Origin of the sequence: Nocardia brevicatena NBRC 12119 (genome assembly GCF_000308495.1) — a bacterium.
GTDB classification, from domain to species: domain Bacteria; phylum Actinomycetota; class Actinomycetes; order Mycobacteriales; family Mycobacteriaceae; genus Nocardia; species Nocardia brevicatena.
On sequence record NZ_BAFU01000055.1, the window covers coordinates 75597 to 94625 of the forward strand.

Consider the following 19029-nt stretch of genomic DNA (forward strand, 5'->3'; position numbering starts at 1 on the left):
GCAGGATTCTCAGGGCTGGCCGCTGAAGTAGGCGATACCGGCGTTCAACAGCGACGGACCGCCCGCCACCGCCAGACCGATAACCGCACCCAGCACGGCACCCGGAATCACGCCGACACCGAAGAACACCAGGCCGATCGCGGCACCGATGAGGCCACCCACCAGGGCACCCAGGGACGCCCGCTGCAGTTCGTTCATGAACCACTGCTGCGCGCCGATGAACTCGGCCTGCGCCGGCGTGCCCGCGATGGGACCGACCTGCGGAGTCAGGGTGAGCCGACTGCTGTCGGCATCGATCTCGGCGGCGATCTCCACCGGTTTTCCGGCGGCCTCGACGGTCAGCGGGATGCTGGTGACCTCCACGCCCGCGGCATTGGTCAGCACCACCGACTTCTTGTCGGAGGCCAGGCCGAACGCGCCCCCGGTGACGGTGGTGACCACCGACCTGCCGGCCTCAGCGAGGGCCAGGGTGTAGTCGACACCCTGATCGCTGCCGGTCACCTCGGGGACGGAGGCGCCCTGTTCCTGGCCCGGTGCGGGGGCCGGAGCGGCGTGGACGGTACCGGCGCTGACACCGGTGGCGACGATGGCCAGCAGGGCTGTCGCGGCGAACTTCTTGTATCTCATCTATCTCCCCACTAGGACTCGGGACCCGATCGTGATCGGAACTCGAACCGACCTTACTCGCCGAAACCGGCAGGGATAACCGCCTTGTCGCGATTACGCGAATCTCACGCACGGTCCTTCGTCACCGACCACTGGGTCACCGGAAGCTGCGGCCGCCAAGTGGTGAACCGTCCCAGCGGCTCGCCCCGGTAGATCTGGAACCTGCGCAGTTCGCCGCCATGTATCCCCGCCCAGGCCGGCAACAGCGCCTCCGACTCGGCGGTCACCGCGGTGGCGACCATGCGGCCGCCCGGGCGCAGGCGGGCCCAGCAGCTGTCGAACAGTCCGGGTCGGGTGAGACCGCCACCGAGGAAGACCGCATCCGGCGGAGTGGAGTCGACGGCTTCCAGCGCGGCGGGGACCTCGCCACGGATCTCCAACTCGGGTACGCCCAGCGCGGCCGCGTTGGCGGCGATCTGCTCGCGCCGCCGCTCGAGCAGTTCGAAGGTGACGGCGCGGCATGTCGGATGCGTCCGGCACCATTCGATGGCGATGGTGCCGGACCCGCCGCCGATATCCCACAGCAGTTCCCCGGGAGCGGGAGCGAGCGCCGATAATGTCAGGGCGCGCACCTCGGCCTTGGTGAGCTGGCCGTCGCCGCCGTACACGGTGTCGGGAAGGCCGGGGATACGGGTCAGGCGCGGATATCCCGGGTCGACGGCGGTTTCGATCGCGACGATATTGAGCGGATCGCCGGGCAGCGCGTCCCAGGTCTGCGCGATACCGGACACAATACGTTCCGCCGGGCCGCCCAGCTGCTCCAAAACGGTGACGGTCGATGAGCCGAAACCGTTGTCCCGCAACAGCTCCGCCACTCGCCAGGGGGTGTCGGCATCGGCACTCAATACGAGAACCCGCCGCCCCTCGGACAACTCGGGCAACACACGCACCACCGGCCGGCCGACCGCGCTGACAATGCTCACCTCCGGTAACGGCCAGCCCAGCCGTGCGCACGCCAGCGACGCCGACGACGGCTGCGGCAGCACCCACAACGCCTCCGGACCGAGCAGCCGGGCCAAGGTGGTGCCGATTCCGTAGAACATCGGATCCCCGCTGGCGAGCACCCCTAGGCGGGTCTCGCGAAATTCGGCCAACAAGCCCGGTAACGCGGGAACCAGCGGAGACGGCCAGGGCACCCGTCGCGCGGTCACCTCGTCCGGTAACAGCGCCAACTGGCGCGCCGATCCCAGCAGTACCTCGCAGCCACAGAGCGCCGCACGCACGATACCGCTCAACCCGTCCCAGCCGTCGGCACCGATACCGACCACCGGAATACGCGAACCTGTCCGGGCGAACTCGCGTTCGTACCCCATTCCGCTCACCCGACCCGCAGGTGGGAGCGTTTGCCCGCCCACACACACCTGATACTCGGAGGGGGTCCTGTCCTCACCGCACCCGACCCCGGCCATACGACCTGCTCGGCCGTACACACGGTATTACCGTCGCTCGGCGCGATATACGGGACGATCATCGCGGCATCCGCCGCCAGATCGATTGCGGGAGCAAGCGCATGCCGAAGAAGACCGGCCGCAGCACCCGGGGAATCCATACGCGGCCCGCGCGGCGCCCCAGCGCGGCCACCACCGCGTCGGCGACCTGGGTGGGGGTACTGGAGAACGGGGCCGGTGTCATCCCCTCCGTCATCCGACCGATGACGAATCCCGGACGGACGAGCAGAAGGCTCACACCACTGCCGTGCAGAGCATCGCCGAGACCGCTCGCGAACCCGTCCAGCCCGGCCTTGGCCGAACCGTAGACGTAGTTGGCGCGGCGTACCCGGATACCGGCGACCGAACCGAACACCACGATCTGTCCGCTGCCCTGGGCGCGCAGTTCGTTCGCCAGAACGGTCAGCACACTGATCTGGGCAGTGTAGTCGGTGTGCACCACCGCCAAGGCGTGCTCCGGATCGCGTTCGGCACGCGCCTGGTCACCGAGAATGCCGAACGCGAGAACCGCGACCCCCAGCGGGCCGTGCTCGGCCACGATCTTCGGCAACAGCGCCGGGTGGCTCGCGGTGTCGTCGGCGTCGAACTCGACCGTGTGCACCGCCGCCGCACCGGCCGCGGTGAGCGTCGCGGTCTCGCTCGTGAGATCGGCACTGCGCCGCGCCGCCAACACCACCACCCGGCCCGACGCCAGCCTCCGTGCCACCTCCATACCGATCTCACTGCGTCCACCGAGTACCAGTACCGTCCCGGGGTCGATCCCGCGCACACGACGTTTCATGCGCCCAGTCTGGCATCTGCCCACCGCCTCGGAGGCGACCACCGATCCGGTATCCGGGGGACCGTCGCACGAGAACACGCGCTCTCCCGCCGGCCGGGGACCCGGTCCCACGACCACGCCTCCGTCCGGCGCACGACGATCCACCGGCCCACCGAACACCACGAAACCACGCGGTTTCGGCCATCCGGAGCCGACGGCCACACTCGTGGATACACCCGCTACGGTCGGCTGATGGCGATCAGCACTGTCGAATTGTCCCCGGCCGCGCTCGACTTCGTGACCGAGCGGCACCTGGCCACCCTCACCACCCTCCGCGCCGACGGCACGCCGCATGTGGTTGCGGTCGGGTTCACCTGGGACTCCGGGACGGGGCTGGCCCGAGTGATCACCGACGGCAGTTCGGTGAAGGCGCGCAATGTGCGCCGTTCCGGATACGCCGCGGTGAGCCAAGTGGACGGGGTCCGCTGGCTCACCCTCGAGGGCCCGGCCACCGTCCTCGACGACCCGGACAACGTCACCGAGGCCGAACGCCGCTACGCCGAACGGTATCGAGAGCCGAGGGAGAACCCGACCCGGGTGGTGATCGCCATCCGGGTGCGGCGGGCGCTGTCGAGCAGCGTGCTCACAACACCGTGAGCTCGTGCGGGCGGTGGTTCACCGACTCGCGACCGTCCTCGGTAACGACCACGATGTCCTCGATCCGGGCACCCCATTCACCGGTGAAATAGATGCCGGGCTCGACACTGAACGCCATTCCTGGACGCAGTTCCAGGCCGTTGCCCGCGGTGATGTAAGGCTCCTCGTGTACCGACAGGCCGATGCCGTGGCCGGTGCGGTGCACGAAGGCGGCGCCGAATCCGGCGTCGGTGAGGATGTCGCGGGCCGCGGCGTCCACTGCCTCGGCACGGACCCCGGGCCGAACCGCGGCCACGGCCGCGGCCTGGGCCCGCTCCAGTTCGGCGTAGCGGGCGGCGATATCCTCGCGGGGTTCGCCGAGGACATAGGTCCGGGTGGAATCGGAGTAGTAGCCCGATTCCACGGGACCGCCGATATCGACGACCACCACATCGCCCTGCTCGATCCGCCGGTCGGACAGCTTATGGTGCGGGCTCGCTCCGTTGGGCCCGCTGCCGACGATGACGAACATCACCTCGGTATGGCCCTCGGCCACGATGGCGTCGGCGATATCCCGCCCCACCTCGGCCTCGGTGCGGCCGATCCGCAGCCACTCCCCCATCCGGGCGTGTACCCGGTCGATGGCGGCGCCTGCATGGCGCAGCGCCTCGACCTCCGCCTCGTCCTTGATCATGCGCAGTTCCCGCAGGACCGGGGTCGCCGAGACGGGCAGACCGCTGAACGATTCCGCCAGTGGCAGCAGATGCAGGGCGGGCATGGTCTCGGCCACCGCCACCCGGGAACCGACATGCAGCGCCGAGCGGACCAGCCGATAGGGGTCGGTACCGTCGGCCCAGTCCAGTACCCGCAGCCCGAGATCGCTCACCGCCGACTCTCCCAGTCCCGGCAGTTCCAGCTTCGGGATCACCACCGACGGGGTGGCGTTGTCGGCGGTGACCACCAGGCAGGTGAGTCGCTCGAACGAGTGGGCGCGGGAACCGATCAGATAACGCAGATCGGGCCCCGGCGTGATCAGCAGGGCGTCGAGATGGGCGTTGCGCATCAGTTGCACCGCCCGCTCCAGCCGCTCACCATAGATATCCGCCGCGAACCGTGACTCCGTATGCGCACTCATGGCCTCGACGTTACCTCGCGGCGCTGTGCTTGTTGAGCCGCCGAACTGCGCCTCCGTGGTCACGCTGCGCTACCGCCTCCCGCACTGACGCTCGACCGCGGGGCGAGATATTCGTTGTGTCGGCGATGCCGGGTAGCCTCGGCGAGTGACCTCCACCGAATCGTCGCCTGCCCCGTTGATGTTGCTCGACGGGGCGAGCCTGTGGTTCCGCGCCTTCCACGCCGTTCCGGAAAAGATCACAGCGCCCGACGGACGACCGGTGAACGCGCTGCGGGGCTTCACCGATATGGTCGCCGCGCTCATCACCCGGTATCGGCCCGGGCGTCTGGTGGTCTGCCTCGATCTGGACTGGCGTCCGCGCTTCCGGGTGGACCTGGTGCCCACCTACAAAACCCACCGCCTGGCCACCGCCGCCGACGCCCCTGGCGCCGAAGAGGTCCCCGATACGCTCACCCCGCAGGTCGACATGATCATGCAGGTGCTGGCCGCGGCCGGGATCGCCACCGGCGGCGCCGAGGGACTGGAGGCCGACGACGTGCTCGGCACCCTCGCCACCCAGGAGATCAGCGACCCGGTGATCGTCGTCAGCGGCGACCGCGACCTACTGCAGTTGGTCCGCGACACCCCGCAGCCACCGGTACGGGTGTTGTACGCGGGTCGGGGCCTGGCCAAGGCGGAGCTGTTCGGCCCGGCCGAGGTCGCCGCGAAATACGGTGTGCCGCGGGAGAACGCCGGCCCCGCCTATGCCGATATGGCCACCCTGCGTGGCGATTCCTCCGACGGACTGCCCGGCGCGCCCGGGATCGGGGAGAAGACGGCGGCCTGCCTCATTTCGCATTTCGGTTCATTGGAAGCGCTCATGGCAGCCCTCGGCGATCCCGAGGCCGACCTCGCCCGGGGTGTACGCGCCAAGCTCCATGACGCACAGGACTATGTGAAGGCCGCCGCACCGGTGGTCCGCGTCGTCCGCGACGCCACCGTGGTGCTGTCCCGCCCCGATATCCTGCACTCCACCCCCGCCGATCCGGGCAAACTGCGGGAGTTGGCCACGGCCTACAACGCCGAGAGCCCCGTCAAGCGTCTTATCGAAGCGATCGCCGGACCGGTCTGAGCCGAGCGCGGCCCGGAAACCCGGCCGCGCACACCCCGCTGGCCGGCCGGACCGGGCAAGGTGCGGCCGGGCAGCGCGGGGTCTCGGATCAGCTGGGACGGCCGACCTCGTAGGTCCCGTCGTCCTTGGTGATCTTGATATTCACCGTTTTGGCCTCCCCGCCCACCTTCAGCTCGCAGGTGAACGTGGCATCGACCTGCACCTGTTGGCCGGACGGGCAGGTCACATCGCTGATGTCCTCGATCCCGTACGACTCCGACAGCACCTTCTGCACGCCGCTCTGCAGGGCATTCTGATCGAGTTCGTCCTTGGCGGTGAGCATCAGGATCAGTGCGACGACACCGCCGACCACCGCCAGCGCCAGGACCGCGAGACCGACGATCAGTCCGGTCTTCTTACCCCCATCCTGCGACGGGCCGGGCTGCGCACCCCACTGCTGCTGCGGCTGCTGCCCCCACTGTGCCTGCGGCTGTCCCCACTCCTGCGACTGCTGATGCTGCGGCTGTCCCCCCTCCTGGTGCGGCTGTTGACCCCACTGTTGCTGTTGCTGGGGTTGCCACTGCGGCTGCGAGGGCTGCTGATCACCCCACTGCGGCTGGGGCTGCGACGGCTGCTGACCGCCCCACTGGGCCTGCGGCTGCCCCCACTGCTGATGACCACCCTGATCGCCCCATTTCTGTGTGGGTTGCGCCTGCTGCGGATCGGGCTGCTGCGCAAAAGGCTGCTGACCGCCCCACTGCTGGGCCGGGTCGGCTCCGCCGGGGTGAGCGGGGCCGGTCGCGCCAGGGTTGTGTCCGGCTCCGCCGGGTGCCTGCTGTCCACCCCACACCTGGGTGGGATCATTGCGTCCCTCCCCTGGGTTGGGGGCGTCGTTCGGTCCGTACGGGCCGCTCATCTGCTTGCCTCCACTCGCAATCGTCATACACACGGTAGCCCCCCGCGTGCGCATGAAATCAAATCACAATCAGGGTAATCACGCTGCGTCCACCGCGACGACACCCCGCCGGATCGCGCGCACCGCTTTGGCGGCGGTCGAGGCGATCTCCGGATCGTCGGCGGTGTCGTGGATCTGGTCCAACAGGTCGATCACCTGTCGGCACCAGCGCACGAAGTCACCGGCCGACTGCGGCGAGTGCTGCTCCCCACTGGCGAGCAGCGATTCGGCCAGTGCCTCGCCACGTGCCCATTTGTAGATGCCGGTGACGAATCCCAGATCCGGTTCACGGGTCGGCTGCAGGCGATGCTCGGCCTCGTCCGACCGCAGCCGCGACCACTCGGCGATGGTGGCGGCGACGGCCCGCCGAATCGGCGCCGTGGGACCGGCGGCACCGAGGAAGCCGCTCTCGGACCGCGACTCGTACACCAGGATCGACACCACCGCCGCCAGTTCCGCCGGCCCCAGACCGCGCCACAGTCCCTGGCGCAGACATTCGGCCACCAGCAGATCGCTTTCGGCGTAGATACGGGCCAGGCGGCGGCCGTCCGCGGTAACTTCCCCGTCGTGGACGAACCCACGTTGCTCCAACAGTCCGACGATCCGATCGAAGGTGCGGGCCAACGAGTTCGTGGTGGCGGCGACCTTCTGCTGCATACTCTCGGTCTCCCGCCGGATCCGGTGATAGCGCTCACCGATCCGGGCCAACTGCTCACGGTCGGGGCGGGAATGCGCGGAATGTGAGCGCAGACTGCGGCGCAGGGCGGCCAGTTCGGGATCGTCGGCGGCCCTCGACCGGCGGTCGCGCCGCGGTCGGCCCGGCGCGGTGATACCGGTACTGCGCAGCGCCGAGGCCAGATCGCGACGGGCGCGGGCGGTACGGTGGTCCACCCGACGGGGCAGCCGCATCCGGCCCAACGGCTGCGCCGGCACCGGGAAATCGGCGGCCGAGACCCGGCCCGCCCATTTGTCCTCGGTGAGCACCAGTGGCCGCGGATCACCCGGCGTGGCATCCGGTTCCAGGATCACCGCCAGACCCGCGCGACGCCCGGTGGGAATGGCCACCACATCGCCGCGGCGCAGCGCGGTGAGCGCGGCGACGGCGGTATCGCGGCGGTCGGCGCGCGACTGCTGGGACAGCTGTTTCTCCCGCTGCTTGATCCGTTCCCGCAGTGAGAAGTAGGCGAGGAACTCACCGTCCTCACCACCGAGCTGGGCGGCGAGTTTACGCAATTGGGCCTCGTTGCGTTCGATACCGCGCACCAGGCCCACCACCGAGCGGTCGGCCTGGAACTGGGCGAATGACCGCTCCAACAGTTCCCGCGACTCCTCTGCGCCCATCCGGTCGATCAGGTTGATCGACATGTTGTAACCGGGACGGAACGAGCTGCGCAGCGGATAGGTGCGAGTGGAGGCGAGCCCGGCGACCGCGCTGGTATCGACCTCGGGCTGCCACAGCACCACCGCATGGCCCTCCACGTCGATACCGCGGCGGCCGGCACGCCCGGTGAGCTGTGTGTATTCACCCGGGGTGAGTTCGGCGTGGGTTTCGCCGTTGAACTTGACCAGCCGCTCGAGCACCACCGTGCGAGCCGGCATGTTGATGCCCAGCGCCAGGGTTTCGGTGGCGAACACCGCTCGGACCAGGCCGTTGACGAACAGCTCCTCCACCGTGTGTCGAAAGGCGGGCAGCATACCGGCATGGTGAGCGGCCAAACCGCGGTACAGTGCCTCCCGCCATTCCCAGTAACCGAGCACTTCCAGATCCCCACGCGGCAAATCGCCGGTGTGCTTCTCGATGATCTCGTCGATCCGCTCACGGGTGCCCTCGTCGCCCAGATCCAACGACGAACGTAGGCATTGGGCGAGCGCGCCGTCACAGCCGGCGCGGCTGAAGATGAACACGATGGCGGGCAGCAGCCCTTCCCCGTCCAGCCGGGTCAGCATCTCCGGGCGCGGCAGCGGACGGAAGAACCGACGCGGCCCCCCGCGCCCGCGCGGACCGCCCCAGCCGTCCATCCGGTCGGCGGCTTCCCGGTGCCGGATATAACGCACCAGATCCTCGTCGACAACCACGCGCTGTTCCGAGGAAGAGGTGTCGAACAGGTCGAACATCCGGCGACCGACCATGACGTGCTGCCACAGCGGCACCGGCCGCGTCTCGTCCACCACCACCGCGGTATCGCCGCGCACGGTCTCCATCCAGGCGCCGAACTCCTCGGCATTCGACACCGTGGCCGACAGGCTGACCAACCGCACCTCCGGCGACAGATGCAGGATGACCTCTTCCCACACCGCGCCGCGGAACCGGTCGGCCAGATAGTGCACCTCGTCCATCACCACATAGGACAGCGTCGCCAGGGTCTCGGACGAGGCGTAGATCATGTTCCGCAGCACCTCGGTGGTCATCACCACCACCTGGGCATCCGGGTTGATCGCCTGATCGCCGGTGAGCAGCCCCACCCGTCCCCGGCCGTAGCGTTCGGTGAGGTCGGCGAACTTCTGGTTGGACAGGGCTTTGATCGGGGTGGTGTAGAAGCATTTGCCACCCGAGGCGAGTGCCAGATGGACCGCGAACTCGCCGACCACGGTCTTACCCGCGCCGGTGGGCGCGCAGACCAGCACACTGTGTCCCTCTTCCAAGGCGGTGCAGGCCTGGTGCTGGAACGGGTCGAGATCGAAGCGGAGCTCCGCGGCGAACCGAGACAGTTCCGCTGTCAGCGCCGTATTCCGTGTCACTTGTCAGAGGGTATCGGAGTAATCCGACACCGGTCGTGTCGTTTTGTCCGCCACCGGGACCGTCCCGGGCGTGTCGAGGGGAGCGGCCGCCTCCACCGGCTCGGGAGCGGCGATCGTCGACGCCTCTTCATCGGCCGGCGCCCCCCAGCCCTCGGCCTGCGCCTGCCGCGCCCGCCGCTTGTCGTTGATCCGCGCGAACTGCACCGCCATCTCGAACAGCACCGTCAACGCCAACGCCAACGCCAACATGGAGAAGGGGTCCTGCGGGGTCACGATCGCGGCGAATACGAACAATCCGAAGATGATCCCCCGCCGCCACGACTTCAGCTTCTCGTACGGGAGCATCCCGATCAGATTCAATCCGACGATCAACAGGGGCGTCTCGAAACTGACCCCGAAAATGATCAGCAACTGGATGATGAACCCGAAGTACTGCGAGCCGCTCAGGGCGGTGATCTGCACATTGTCACCGATACTGAGCAGAAAGCTCAACGCGTGCACGACCACCACATAGGCCAGCACCGCACCGGCGGCGAACAGTACCGAGCCGGAGCCGACGAAACCGATCGCGTACCGACGTTCCTTCGGATACAGCCCCGGGGTGATGAACGCCCACAGCTCGTACAGCCACACCGGGCACGCCAACACCACGCCCGCGACCAGGGCGACCTTCAACCGCAACATGAACTGCTCGAACGGCGCCGTCGCCAACAGCCGGCACTCTCCGTCCAGTGTCAACGACGCCCGGGTTTCCGGCGGCAGATCGCAATACGGGCCGCGCAGCAACTCACCCAGGCTCGGCAGCCCGAAAAAGGAATGCGAATACCACAGGAATCCGAGGATGGTGGTCAGCAGCACCGCGGCGAGGGAGATCAGCAGCCGAGTACGCAACTCCTGGAGATGCTCCACCAACGACATGGTGCCGTCGGGGTTGGTCCTGCGCCGACTACGCCGGGGATCGAACGGAATACGCATGATGTGGCTGCCCCTGTGCTCACGTGCCTTGCTCCACCCGGACGGCGGCTACCCGTCGAATCCGACAACCGGGAACTGCCCGGGCGGATAGCGACGAGAGCCCGGCCGGAGATGCCGGGTCACAATATCGTTCCCGGTTCGCGGCGGACCCGCCCGGGGACTGTTCGGCTCTAAAGCGTCTTCCGCTCTTTCGCGGTTTCGGTGGTCGACGCGGTGACCGCCTGCTGCCCGGGCGGCAGCTGCTGCGTCGGCTGCGCCGCGGCATTCGACGAGGAGCCGCCCTCGCTCTGCATCTGAGTGACCTCACTCTTGAAGATGCGCAACGACCGACCGAGGCTGCGGGCCGCGTCGGGCATCCGCTTCGCGCCGAAGAACACCACGAAGACCGCCGCGATGATCAGCCAGTGCCAGATGCTCAGACTGCCCATGTGTATTACCTCCAAAGACTGTGGTGATTTCGATGCTACCTGCCCGCATGACGTGCACGAACCGGCGCCATGGGCGAGGTCCGGCGTGGTCACGGACCGGCGAACCGGAAGCAACGGCCGCACAACGTCCCGCGACCGGAAGCCCTCGGGCGGGGAACAAAACCACCGGGCCGGCGCTCACGCGGGGCCGGCGGCCTCCAGGTCGGCCGCGGCATAGGCGGCCAGGGCGGTGTCGGAACGCTCACGCACCGCCGCCACCAGCTCCACCGGCCCGAGCACGGTGACACCGGAGCCGAAACCGAGCACCAGCCGGGTCATCCAGTCCAGGGTAGCGAACCGCATGGTCGCCTCCAGGCTGCCGTCCGGATGCACCGCCACCCGGTGCATGGGGTACTGGTCCAGCACCCAGCTGTAGTCGACGGTGATACGCAGCCGGGCCTGCGGGAGGGCCGGATCGTCCTGGAACAGGTCGAGGACGGCGTCGGTATCGGTGGCGTGGCTCGGCGGGCGGGCCGGTTCGTCGAGTTCGGTGGCGGTCTCGATCCGGTCGAATCGGAACAGTCGCACCCCCTCGGCCTGCCGGCACCAGCCCTGCAGGTAGCTGTTGTTGTCGACCAGCACAATCCGAATGGGGTCGACCACCCGTTCGGAGACCACGTCGCGGCTGGCCGAGTAGTACACCAATCGCACCGCGTGCTGCTTCGCGAGCGCCGCCCGCACGGCCCGCACCGCGGGCTCCTCGGTCGACTGCCGCCCGTCTCCCGTCTCCGCCGAGCCGTCCGCCGGCCGGCCCGACACCGCCGTATGCGCCGGCGCGGGCTCTTGCGCCGGGAACGCCGAGGAGGATTTCGACGCGGTGGTCTTCGAGGTGTCCCCGGAAATAGCCGACTCGATCTTGGCGATGGCCGAATGCGCCGCCGTCGGATCCACCATGCCGGGCAGGTCCACGATCGACCGCAGCGCCACCAGCAGCGCCGTGGCCTCGGTGGAGGTGAGCCGCAGCGGGCGCTCGATACCGGCCGAGAAGGTGACCTCGATGCTCTCCTCGGAGAACGACAGATCGATCAGATCACCGGGCCCGTAACCGGGCAGTCCACACATCCACAGCTGGTTCAGATCGCTCATCAGCTGTTTGGTGGTGACGCCGAGGTCGGCGGCCGCCTCGGCGGGACCGATCCCCGGGTTCGCGATGAAATACGGCACCATATTAAGCAGCCGCGACAACCGCACCGACAACCGACTGGTACTCATGCTGTGTCCTCTTTCGGCATGAGCGGGCGCCCTGCGTGGTCACGCTGCGCTACCGCCTCCGGGCGATGACCGCTCATGCGGTGACCTCCGTCCGGTCCAGCACCGACCGCAGCCGCGCGATCACATCCTCGCGCAGCGGCGCCGGCGTCAAAACCAGGGCGTCGGGGCCGAGGCCGGTGATCACGCGGGCCAGCCAGTCGCGGGAACGGATCGGCAGTTCGACCACCGTGCCCGCGCGGCCCGCGATCGTCCGGTCACCGACCGGCCGCCCGAGCCGGCGCAACTCCCCGCCCCGACCCTCGGCCACCCAGACGGTCGCCGAACCGGTCACCGGAGCGCTTCCGGTGACCGTGGCCACGATTTCCCGCAGATCCACCTCGTCGGGTTTGCGCACGGCGTTGCGCGGCCCGTAGGGGGTGATCTCGTCGCCGATCCGGGACAGGCGGAAGGTCCGGGTCGCGTTCTTCACCCGGTCGTGACCCACCAGATACCATCGGCCGCGGTGGGTGACCACACCCCACGGCTCCACATCGCGCATCAGGTACGGCTCGTTGATCGCGCCCCGATGTTCGAATCGCACCGCCTGACCTGCGTCGATGGCGGCCAGCAGTTTGCCCAGTACCGGTTCGGAGCCGCGGGTGCGCGCGGGGACGGCCGGGATCGTGGCGATCGCACTGTCGGTTTCCACATGGATCCCCGCGGCGCGGAGTTTCAGCAGGGCGCCGCCGGCTGCCGCGGCCAGCTCCGGTGATTCCCACATCTGCACCGCGACCGCGACCGCCGCGGACTCCTCACTGGTCAGATCGATCTCGGGCAGCTCGTAGGCGTCCCGGTTGATTCGGTAGCCCTCCACCGTGGAGAACTGGCCCGCCGGGCCCAACTCCAGCGGGATGCCCAGATCACGCAGTTCGTTCTTATCGCGTTCGAACATACGGCTGAACGCCTCGTCGCCGGCGCAGTCCTCGTAGCCCGCGACACTGTGTCTGATCCGCTCCGCGGTCAGGAACTGCCGGGTCGACAGCAGTGCGATGACCAGATTCATCAGCCGCTCGACCTTGGATATCGCCACTCGAACAGCGTAATGCAGTGTTGGATTGCGCCGCCTCCGGCGGCGCGGGTTGCGGGCCCCGAGGTCCCGTGTTTCAGTGCCCGAGACTCGCGCCTGCGGCGCATGCGCTTCGGGCACTGAAACACGGGACGGCCCGCAACCTTTATGGGCCTCGCCGAACTCGGCGCAGGACGAACTCGGCGCAGGAAGAGAGCGGCAGATCATGGGAGGTGCGGCAGACCGTGGGAAGTAATGCGTGACCGACTTCGCAAACAGGTCAGCGTGCGGTCTCGGTCCGGGAGGCCGGTCCGCCGTCTCGGTCGGGACCGCTCTCGGGAACCGGTGAACCGCATCCTGACGTACGCCACAGCGCCGAGTCCGGCGAGGCCCCCAAGGGTTGAGCCCGCGTCGGCTTTCGGCCCGCGAAGCGCATGCGGCGCAGCCGCGAGTCTCGCGGGCCGAAAGCCGACGCCTCAGGGGCTCAACCCCGCGGCGCCGCAGGCGCCGCCAAAAGACACAGCCGCCAAACTACATGGAGGCGATCAGCCGGTCGACGCGTTCGTCGACGGAACGGAACGGATCTTTGCACAGCACCGTGCGCTGGGCCTGGTCGTTCAGTTTCAGGTGTACCCAGTCGACGGTGAAATCGCGTCCCGCCGCCTGGGCCGCGTTGATGAAATCCCCGCGCAGTTTGGCCCGGGTGGTCTGCGGCGGGGTGTCCACCGCGGCGTCGACCGCCTCGTCTTCGGTGACCCGCTTGGCCAGCCCCTTGCGCTGCAGCAGGTCGAAGACGCCGCGGCCGCGTTTGATGTCGTGGTAGGCCAGATCCAGCTGGGCGATCTTGGGATCGGACAGGTCCATCCCGTAACGCTCCTGGTAGCGCTGGAACAGTTTGCGCTTGATCACCCAGTCGATCTCGGTATCGACCTTGGCGAAATCCTGGGCCTCCACCGCGTCCAGGGTACGTCCCCATAGATCCACCACCTGGTCGATCTGTGGATCGCGTTCCCGGTTGCGCAGATGCTCCACGGCGCGGGCGTAGTACTCGCGCTGGATGTCGAGCGCGCTGGCCTGGCGGCCGCCGGCCAACCGCACGGGGCGGCGCCCGGTGAGGTCGTGGCTGACCTCACGGATGGCGCGGATCGGGTTGTCGAGCGCGAAATCGCGGAACGAGACCCCGGCCTCGATCATCTCCAACACCAGCGACGCGGTGCCCACCTTGAGCATGGTGGTGGTTTCGGACATGTTCGAATCGCCGACGATGACATGCAGCCTGCGGTACTTCTCGGCATCGGCGTGCGGTTCGTCGCGGGTGTTGATGATCGGACGCGAGCGGGTGGTGGCCGAGGACACGCCCTCCCAAATGTGCTCGGCCCGCTGCGACAGGCAGTAGGTGGCCGCCTTGGGTGTCTGCAGCACCTTGCCCGCGCCGCAGATCAGCTGCCTGGTGACCAGGAACGGCAACAACACATCGGAGATGCGGGAGAACTCGCCGGCCCGGACGACCAGGAAGTTCTCGTGGCAGCCGTAGGAGTTGCCCGCCGAGTCGGTGTTGTTCTTGAACAGGTAGATGTCCCCGCCGATCCCCTCCTCGGCCAGACGCTGTTCGGCATCGATGAGCAGATCCTCGAGCACCCGCTCCCCGGCCCGGTCGTGGGTGACCAACTGGACCAGGCTGTCACATTCGGCGGTGGCGTATTCCGGATGCGATCCGACGTCGAGGTACAGCCGGGCACCGTTGCGGAGGAACACGTTGGAACTGCGCCCCCACGACACCACCCGGCGGAACAGATACCGGGCCACCTCGTCGGGGCTGAGCCGGCGGTGTCCGTGGAACGTGCACGTCACACCGAATTCGGTCTCGATCCCCATTATTCGTCGCTGCACACTATCGACATTACAGCCATGACGTGGGGTTGCGTGGGGCTGCGGAAAACCCGACTGCATACGTCTTGGCAACGATTGGTGTGAAATCGGTCCGATCGCAGGGCATCGGGACGCGGAAAACACGTGGTCGGCGCACGGTCGAGGCCGCGGGCCGGTGCCGGCGGAGATAACGCGGCGTAACCGCGCGGGCGCAGCACGGAGGCCCAACAGGCAGCCCGGTCGAGTGACCGTGGGGTGGCGCAGTGTCACCACACGGGCGCAAAGTGCGGCTCCCGACGGACACCGCGGCCGACACCGGAGGAGGTAGCGCGGTCGTCATCCCGGATGCCGCTCGGGTGACCCGGCAGCACCGCGCCCGGTCGCCGGCGGGTGTCATACCGCCGGCGACCGGGTTGGTTGGGGACTACTTCTCCTTATCGCCGGTGTCCACGGGTTTCCCCTCACCGTCCGGTTTCCCGGCGTCGGCGGAAGCCTCGGCCGGAGCCAACAGCTGTTCCAACGCCGCGCGACCGACCCGCCGGAAGGCCCGACGGGGCCGGGCCTGCTCGAGGGTGGCGACCTCGAGCGAACCGACGCCCAGCGTCCGCTTCTCCTTGTCGGCACCGTCCGGTACCCCGGCCTGCAGTGCCCGCACCGCGACGCCCACGGCGGCCGCGAGATCCATACCCGACCGGTAGGAATCCTTCAGCGCCGTGAGGATCGGCTCGGTGGTACCGCCCATCACCACATAATCGCGTTCGTCGACGATCGAACCGTCGAAGGTGATGCGGTACAGCACTGCCTCCGGCTCCTGCTCCGGATAGCTGACCTCCGCGACACAGATCTCCACCTCGTAGGGCTTGAGCTGATCGGTGAAGATCGTGCCCAGCGTCTGGGCGTAGGCGTTGGCCAGCGCCCGCCCGGTGACGTCACGTCGGTCGAACTGATATCCGCGCAGATCGGCCTGCAGGATGCCGCCGCGGCGCAGATTCTCGAACTCGTTGTACTTGCCGACGGCGGCGAAGCCGATCCGGTCGTACAGTTCGCTCACCTTGTGCAGGGTCGCCGACGGGTTCTCCGCGACGAACAGCACACCCTTGTCGTACACCAGCACCACGACACTGCGACCCCGAGCGATGCCCTTGCGCGCGAGCTCGGTCTTGTCGCGCATGATCTGCTCGGCCGACGCATAGTACGGCAGTGTCATGCGCGGATGCTCCCTTCCTGTTCGGCCGCCTCACGGTCGGCGGCGATACCGCGGGCGATGCCCTCGAGGCGTTCCTCGGGCACCTCCACCGCACCGTCGGAGTCGATGACGATCGCCGTCGGATAGATTCCGCGCAGCAGGTCGGGTCCGCCGGTGGCGGTATCGTCGTCGGACGCGTCGACCAGGGCCTCGACCGCGATACGCAGCGCCCGGTCCTGATCGATCCCCTTGGAGTAGAGCTTCTTCAGCGATGTCCTGGCGAACATCGATCCGGAGCCGACCGCGGTGAAACCGAACCGCTCTTCGCTGCGACCGCCCACCACGTCGAAGGAGACGATGCGCCCGGCGCGGTCCGGGTCGGTGGCCTGTTCGTCGTAACCGATCAGCAGCGGCACCACCGCGAGCCCCTGCATGGCGGCCGGCAGGTTGTCACGCACCATCTTCGACAGTTTGTTGGCCTTACCGTCGAAGGTGAGCGACACCCCCTCGATCTTCTCGTAGTACTCCAACTCCACCGCGAACAGCCGCACCAGTTCGATGGCCATCCCGACGGTGCCGGCGATACCGGTCGCCGAATAGGTGTCGGTGATGTGCACCTTCTCCACGTCCCGACCGGCCAGCAGGTTGCCCTGGGTGGATCGGCGGTCACCGGCGATCAACACGCCACCCCGGTAGGACACGGCGACGACCGTGGTCCCGTGCGGGGCGATATCCGACGCGCCGCCGCCGGTATTCCCGACGGCGGCGTTGCCGGTTACCGCATCGCCGAATCTGTTGCTCGGCAACAGCTCCGGCGCGTGCATTCGCAGATGTTCGGTAAAGGATGACAGGGCGTACCCCGGGTGGAGACGCATGGGGTCACCTGCGGTCACTGGCCACCTTTCTGCACGTAGGCCCGGACGAAGTCCTCGGCGTTCTCCTCGAGCACATCATCGATCTCGTCGAGCAGGTCGTCGGTGTCCTCCGCCAGCTTCTCGCGCCGTTCCTGACCCGCGGCATCCACACCGTCCAGGCCCTCGTCATCGTCGCCGCCCCCGGCGCGTTTGGTCTGCTCTTGTGCCATCGCAGCCGACCTCCTCTGTGTTCACCACGACCGATCCCTCGTTCGGATCTCGGCCGAATCGTGAGCAGCATCTGTGCTCGTCTCTCAACACTACCCAGCCCGAGCGACACATAGTCGGATTCCACCGCCCCGGCACCGGGCCGATACCGAAACGCGGTGGTTCGCACCCGCCCGTGGCGGGCGTCACCGACCGGTGCCGCGCGCTCAGCTGGTGAGCTGTTCCACCAGGTCGGCGGCGGTTCCGACACCGTCGAGCAGCTCCCCGACATGCGCTTTGGTGCCACGACGAGGCTCGAGGGTGGGAATCCGCACCAACGAATCACCGCCCAGATCGAAGATCACCGAATCCCAGCTCGCGGCCGCGATATCGGCGCCGAAGCGGCGCAGGCATTCACCGCGGAAATAGGCGCGGGTATCGGTGGGCGGGGTCGTCATGGCCTCCACTACCTGCTGCTCGTTGACCAGGCGTTTCATCGAACCACGGGCCACCAGGCGATTGTACAGGCCCTTGTCCAGGCGGACATCGGAGTACTGCAGGTCCATCAGATGCAGTTTGGGCGCGGCCCAGCCCAGGCCCTCACGGCTGCGCATACCCTCCAACAGCCGCAGTTTGGCGGGCCAGTCCAATAGGTACGCGCATTCCATCGGATCGCGTTCCAGCAGGTCCAAAACCATGGACCAGTTCTCCAGGATGTCGGTGACGCGGGGATCGTCGGTGCCCTCGTGGAACGCGGCCACCCGCTCCAGGTAGATCCGCTGCAGCGCCAGGCCGGTCAGTTCCCGGCCATCGGCCAGCGCCACCGTGGCGCGCAGGGTCGGATCGTGACTGATGGTGTGCACCGCCGTCACCGGACGGGCCAGCTGCAGATCCGACAGGTCCGCGCCGGATTCGATCAGGTCCAGCACCAGGGCCGTGGTGCCGACCTTGAGGTAGGTCGACATCTCGGCCAGATTGGCGTCACCGATGATAACGTGCAACCGGCGGTACTTGTCGGCGTCGGCGTGCGGTTCGTCCCGGGTGTTGATGATGCCGCGTTTGAGCGTGGTCTCCAGGCCGACCTCGACCTCGATGTAGTCGGCGCGCTGCGACAGCTGGAAGCCGGCGTGCTCACCGGACTGCCCGATCCCGACCCGGCCGGAACCACAGATCACCTGGCGGGACACGAAAAACGGTGTCAGCCCCACGATCACCGCGTTGAACGGGGTTTCCCGGTTCATCAGGTAGTTCTCGTGGGTACCGTAGGAGGCGCCCTTGCCGTCGATATTGTTCTTGTACAGCTGCATCCGGGGCGCACCCGGAACACTGGAGGCGTGCCGGGCGGCGGCCTCCATCACCCGCTCCCCCGCCTTGTCCCACAGGACGGCGTCCAGCGGATCGGTCACCTCGGGGGCGGAGTATTCCGGATGAGCGTGGTCGACATACAGCCGGGCGCCGTTGGTGAGGATCATATTCGCGGCGCCGACCTCGTCGGCGTCGATCACCGGCGCCGGACCGTTCATCCGGCTCAGATCGAAACCGCGGGCGTCCCGCAGCGGGGATTCCACCTCGTAGTCCCAGCGCGTGCGCTTGGCCCGAGGCACTCCCTCGGCGGCAGCGTAGGCAAGTACCGCCTGGGTGGAGGTGAGGATCGGGTTGGCCGAGGGCTCGGTCGGAGTGGAGATGCCGTACTCGACCTCGATACCGATGATGCGCTGCATGGCATCGAGCCTAAACGACATCGTCGGACGGCCGTCCGTCAACAGGCCGCGCGCGACCGGAGCG

Annotated in this window: 17 protein-coding genes; 2 read left to right on the forward strand and 15 right to left on the reverse strand. The window is 68.0% G+C overall.

Going from position 1 to position 19029, the window contains the following annotated elements; translation table 11 throughout:
- Window positions 1-9: 9 nt before the first annotated feature.
- From ON20_RS13685 to dprE2, 3 genes are all read right to left on the reverse strand, one after another.
- Window positions 10-627 carry a DUF8020 domain-containing protein gene (locus tag ON20_RS13685; protein WP_040835780.1) on the reverse strand — a complete coding sequence of 206 codons (618 nt, stop codon included), beginning with the start codon at window positions 625-627 and terminating at the stop codon, window positions 10-12.
- A 104-nt stretch (window positions 628-731) separates the two neighbouring features.
- Window positions 732-1979: a bifunctional cobalt-precorrin-7 (C(5))-methyltransferase/cobalt-precorrin-6B (C(15))-methyltransferase gene (locus ON20_RS13690; RefSeq protein ID WP_051162410.1), complete on the reverse strand. Its 1248-nt coding sequence runs from the start codon at window positions 1977-1979 to the stop codon at window positions 732-734.
- A gap of 154 nt (window positions 1980-2133) precedes the next feature.
- On the reverse strand, window positions 2134-2895 hold the full coding sequence (gene dprE2 / locus ON20_RS13695) for a decaprenylphospho-beta-D-erythro-pentofuranosid-2-ulose 2-reductase (protein WP_040835874.1): 762 nt from the start codon (window positions 2893-2895) through the stop codon (window positions 2134-2136).
- 231 nt (window positions 2896-3126) lie between these two features.
- On the opposite strand from dprE2, the gene ON20_RS13700 reads away from it, so the two are divergent.
- Complete coding sequence (locus tag ON20_RS13700) at window positions 3127-3531, forward strand: PPOX class F420-dependent oxidoreductase (RefSeq protein ID WP_040835781.1); 405 nt, start codon at window positions 3127-3129, stop codon at window positions 3529-3531.
- Here ON20_RS13700 and ON20_RS13705 read toward each other — a convergent pair.
- Entirely contained in the window at window positions 3518-4645 is a 1128-nt protein-coding gene (locus ON20_RS13705) for a M24 family metallopeptidase (RefSeq protein WP_040835782.1), read from the reverse strand. The two genes, ON20_RS13700 and ON20_RS13705, sit on opposite strands and share 14 nt — an antisense overlap.
- A gap of 178 nt (window positions 4646-4823) precedes the next feature.
- On the opposite strand from ON20_RS13705, the gene ON20_RS13710 reads away from it, so the two are divergent.
- Window positions 4824-5756, forward strand: a complete 933-nt coding sequence (locus tag ON20_RS13710) for a 5'-3' exonuclease (RefSeq protein WP_051162427.1) — start codon at window positions 4824-4826, stop codon at window positions 5754-5756.
- 88 nt (window positions 5757-5844) lie between these two features.
- Here the strand turns inward: ON20_RS13710 and ON20_RS33125 are convergent, their stop codons facing one another.
- From ON20_RS33125 to dop, 11 genes are all read right to left on the reverse strand, one after another.
- Window positions 5845-6651 carry a DUF4333 domain-containing protein gene (locus tag ON20_RS33125; RefSeq protein WP_051162428.1) on the reverse strand — a complete coding sequence of 269 codons (807 nt, stop codon included), beginning with the start codon at window positions 6649-6651 and terminating at the stop codon, window positions 5845-5847.
- Window positions 6652-6729: 78 nt separating this feature from the next.
- Complete coding sequence (locus tag ON20_RS13720) at window positions 6730-9429, reverse strand: DEAD/DEAH box helicase (RefSeq protein WP_040835784.1); 2700 nt, start codon at window positions 9427-9429, stop codon at window positions 6730-6732.
- Window positions 9430-9432: 3 nt separating this feature from the next.
- On the reverse strand, window positions 9433-10404 hold the full coding sequence (tatC, locus tag ON20_RS13725) for a twin-arginine translocase subunit TatC (protein WP_040835785.1): 972 nt from the start codon (window positions 10402-10404) through the stop codon (window positions 9433-9435).
- A gap of 170 nt (window positions 10405-10574) precedes the next feature.
- Window positions 10575-10832, reverse strand: a complete 258-nt coding sequence (gene tatA / locus ON20_RS13730; RefSeq protein WP_040835786.1) for a Sec-independent protein translocase subunit TatA — start codon at window positions 10830-10832, stop codon at window positions 10575-10577.
- A 177-nt stretch (window positions 10833-11009) separates the two neighbouring features.
- Window positions 11010-12083, reverse strand: coding sequence for a helix-turn-helix transcriptional regulator (locus ON20_RS13735; RefSeq protein ID WP_040835787.1), 1074 nt, complete (start codon window positions 12081-12083; stop codon window positions 11010-11012).
- 73 nt (window positions 12084-12156) lie between these two features.
- Window positions 12157-13152 (reverse strand): helix-turn-helix transcriptional regulator, encoded by a 996-nt coding sequence (locus tag ON20_RS13740; RefSeq protein ID WP_086008979.1) that lies wholly within the window; start codon window positions 13150-13152, stop codon window positions 12157-12159.
- Between the two features lie 507 nt (window positions 13153-13659).
- Window positions 13660-15018 carry a Pup--protein ligase gene (gene pafA / locus ON20_RS13745; RefSeq protein ID WP_218002515.1) on the reverse strand — a complete coding sequence of 453 codons (1359 nt, stop codon included), beginning with the start codon at window positions 15016-15018 and terminating at the stop codon, window positions 13660-13662.
- 403 nt (window positions 15019-15421) lie between these two features.
- Window positions 15422-16204, reverse strand: a complete 783-nt coding sequence (gene prcA / locus ON20_RS13750) for a proteasome subunit alpha (protein ID WP_040835791.1) — start codon at window positions 16202-16204, stop codon at window positions 15422-15424.
- On the reverse strand, window positions 16201-17058 hold the full coding sequence (gene prcB / locus ON20_RS13755; RefSeq protein WP_051162430.1) for a proteasome subunit beta: 858 nt from the start codon (window positions 17056-17058) through the stop codon (window positions 16201-16203). The genes prcA and prcB overlap by 4 nt, the downstream gene beginning before the upstream one ends.
- A 14-nt stretch (window positions 17059-17072) precedes the next feature.
- Window positions 17073-17267 carry a ubiquitin-like protein Pup gene (locus tag ON20_RS13760; RefSeq protein WP_040835795.1) on the reverse strand — a complete coding sequence of 65 codons (195 nt, stop codon included), beginning with the start codon at window positions 17265-17267 and terminating at the stop codon, window positions 17073-17075.
- A 204-nt stretch (window positions 17268-17471) separates the two neighbouring features.
- Window positions 17472-18965 (reverse strand): depupylase/deamidase Dop, encoded by a 1494-nt coding sequence (gene dop / locus ON20_RS13765; RefSeq protein ID WP_040835797.1) that lies wholly within the window; start codon window positions 18963-18965, stop codon window positions 17472-17474.
- Window positions 18966-19029 lie beyond the last annotated feature (64 nt).

Excerpts from the sequence above, each read along its gene's own strand:
- tatC (WP_040835785.1), bottom strand. The coding sequence starts at position 10,404 with ATGCGTATTCCGTTCGATCCCCGGCGTAGTCGGCGCAGGACCAACCCC.
- dop (WP_040835797.1), bottom strand. The coding sequence starts at position 18,965 with ATGCAGCGCATCATCGGTATCGAGGTCGAGTACGGCATCTCCACTCCG.
- dprE2 (WP_040835874.1), bottom strand. The coding sequence starts at position 2,895 with ATGAAACGTCGTGTGCGCGGGATCGACCCCGGGACGGTACTGGTACTC.
- ON20_RS13760 (WP_040835795.1), bottom strand. The coding sequence starts at position 17,267 with ATGGCACAAGAGCAGACCAAACGCGCCGGGGGCGGCGACGATGACGAG.
- ON20_RS13690 (WP_051162410.1), bottom strand. The coding sequence starts at position 1,979 with ATGGGGTACGAACGCGAGTTCGCCCGGACAGGTTCGCGTATTCCGGTG.
- ON20_RS13705 (WP_040835782.1), bottom strand. The coding sequence starts at position 4,645 with ATGAGTGCGCATACGGAGTCACGGTTCGCGGCGGATATCTATGGTGAG.
- ON20_RS13710 (WP_051162427.1), top strand. The coding sequence starts at position 4,824 with ATGTTGCTCGACGGGGCGAGCCTGTGGTTCCGCGCCTTCCACGCCGTT.
- ON20_RS13685 (WP_040835780.1), bottom strand. The coding sequence starts at position 627 with ATGAGATACAAGAAGTTCGCCGCGACAGCCCTGCTGGCCATCGTCGCC.
- prcB (WP_051162430.1), bottom strand. The coding sequence starts at position 17,058 with ATGCGTCTCCACCCGGGGTACGCCCTGTCATCCTTTACCGAACATCTG.
- ON20_RS33125 (WP_051162428.1), bottom strand. The coding sequence starts at position 6,651 with ATGAGCGGCCCGTACGGACCGAACGACGCCCCCAACCCAGGGGAGGGA.
- ON20_RS13700 (WP_040835781.1), top strand. The coding sequence starts at position 3,127 with ATGGCGATCAGCACTGTCGAATTGTCCCCGGCCGCGCTCGACTTCGTG.
- prcA (WP_040835791.1), bottom strand. The coding sequence starts at position 16,204 with ATGACACTGCCGTACTATGCGTCGGCCGAGCAGATCATGCGCGACAAG.
- ON20_RS13735 (WP_040835787.1), bottom strand. The coding sequence starts at position 12,083 with ATGAGTACCAGTCGGTTGTCGGTGCGGTTGTCGCGGCTGCTTAATATG.
- tatA (WP_040835786.1), bottom strand. The coding sequence starts at position 10,832 with ATGGGCAGTCTGAGCATCTGGCACTGGCTGATCATCGCGGCGGTCTTC.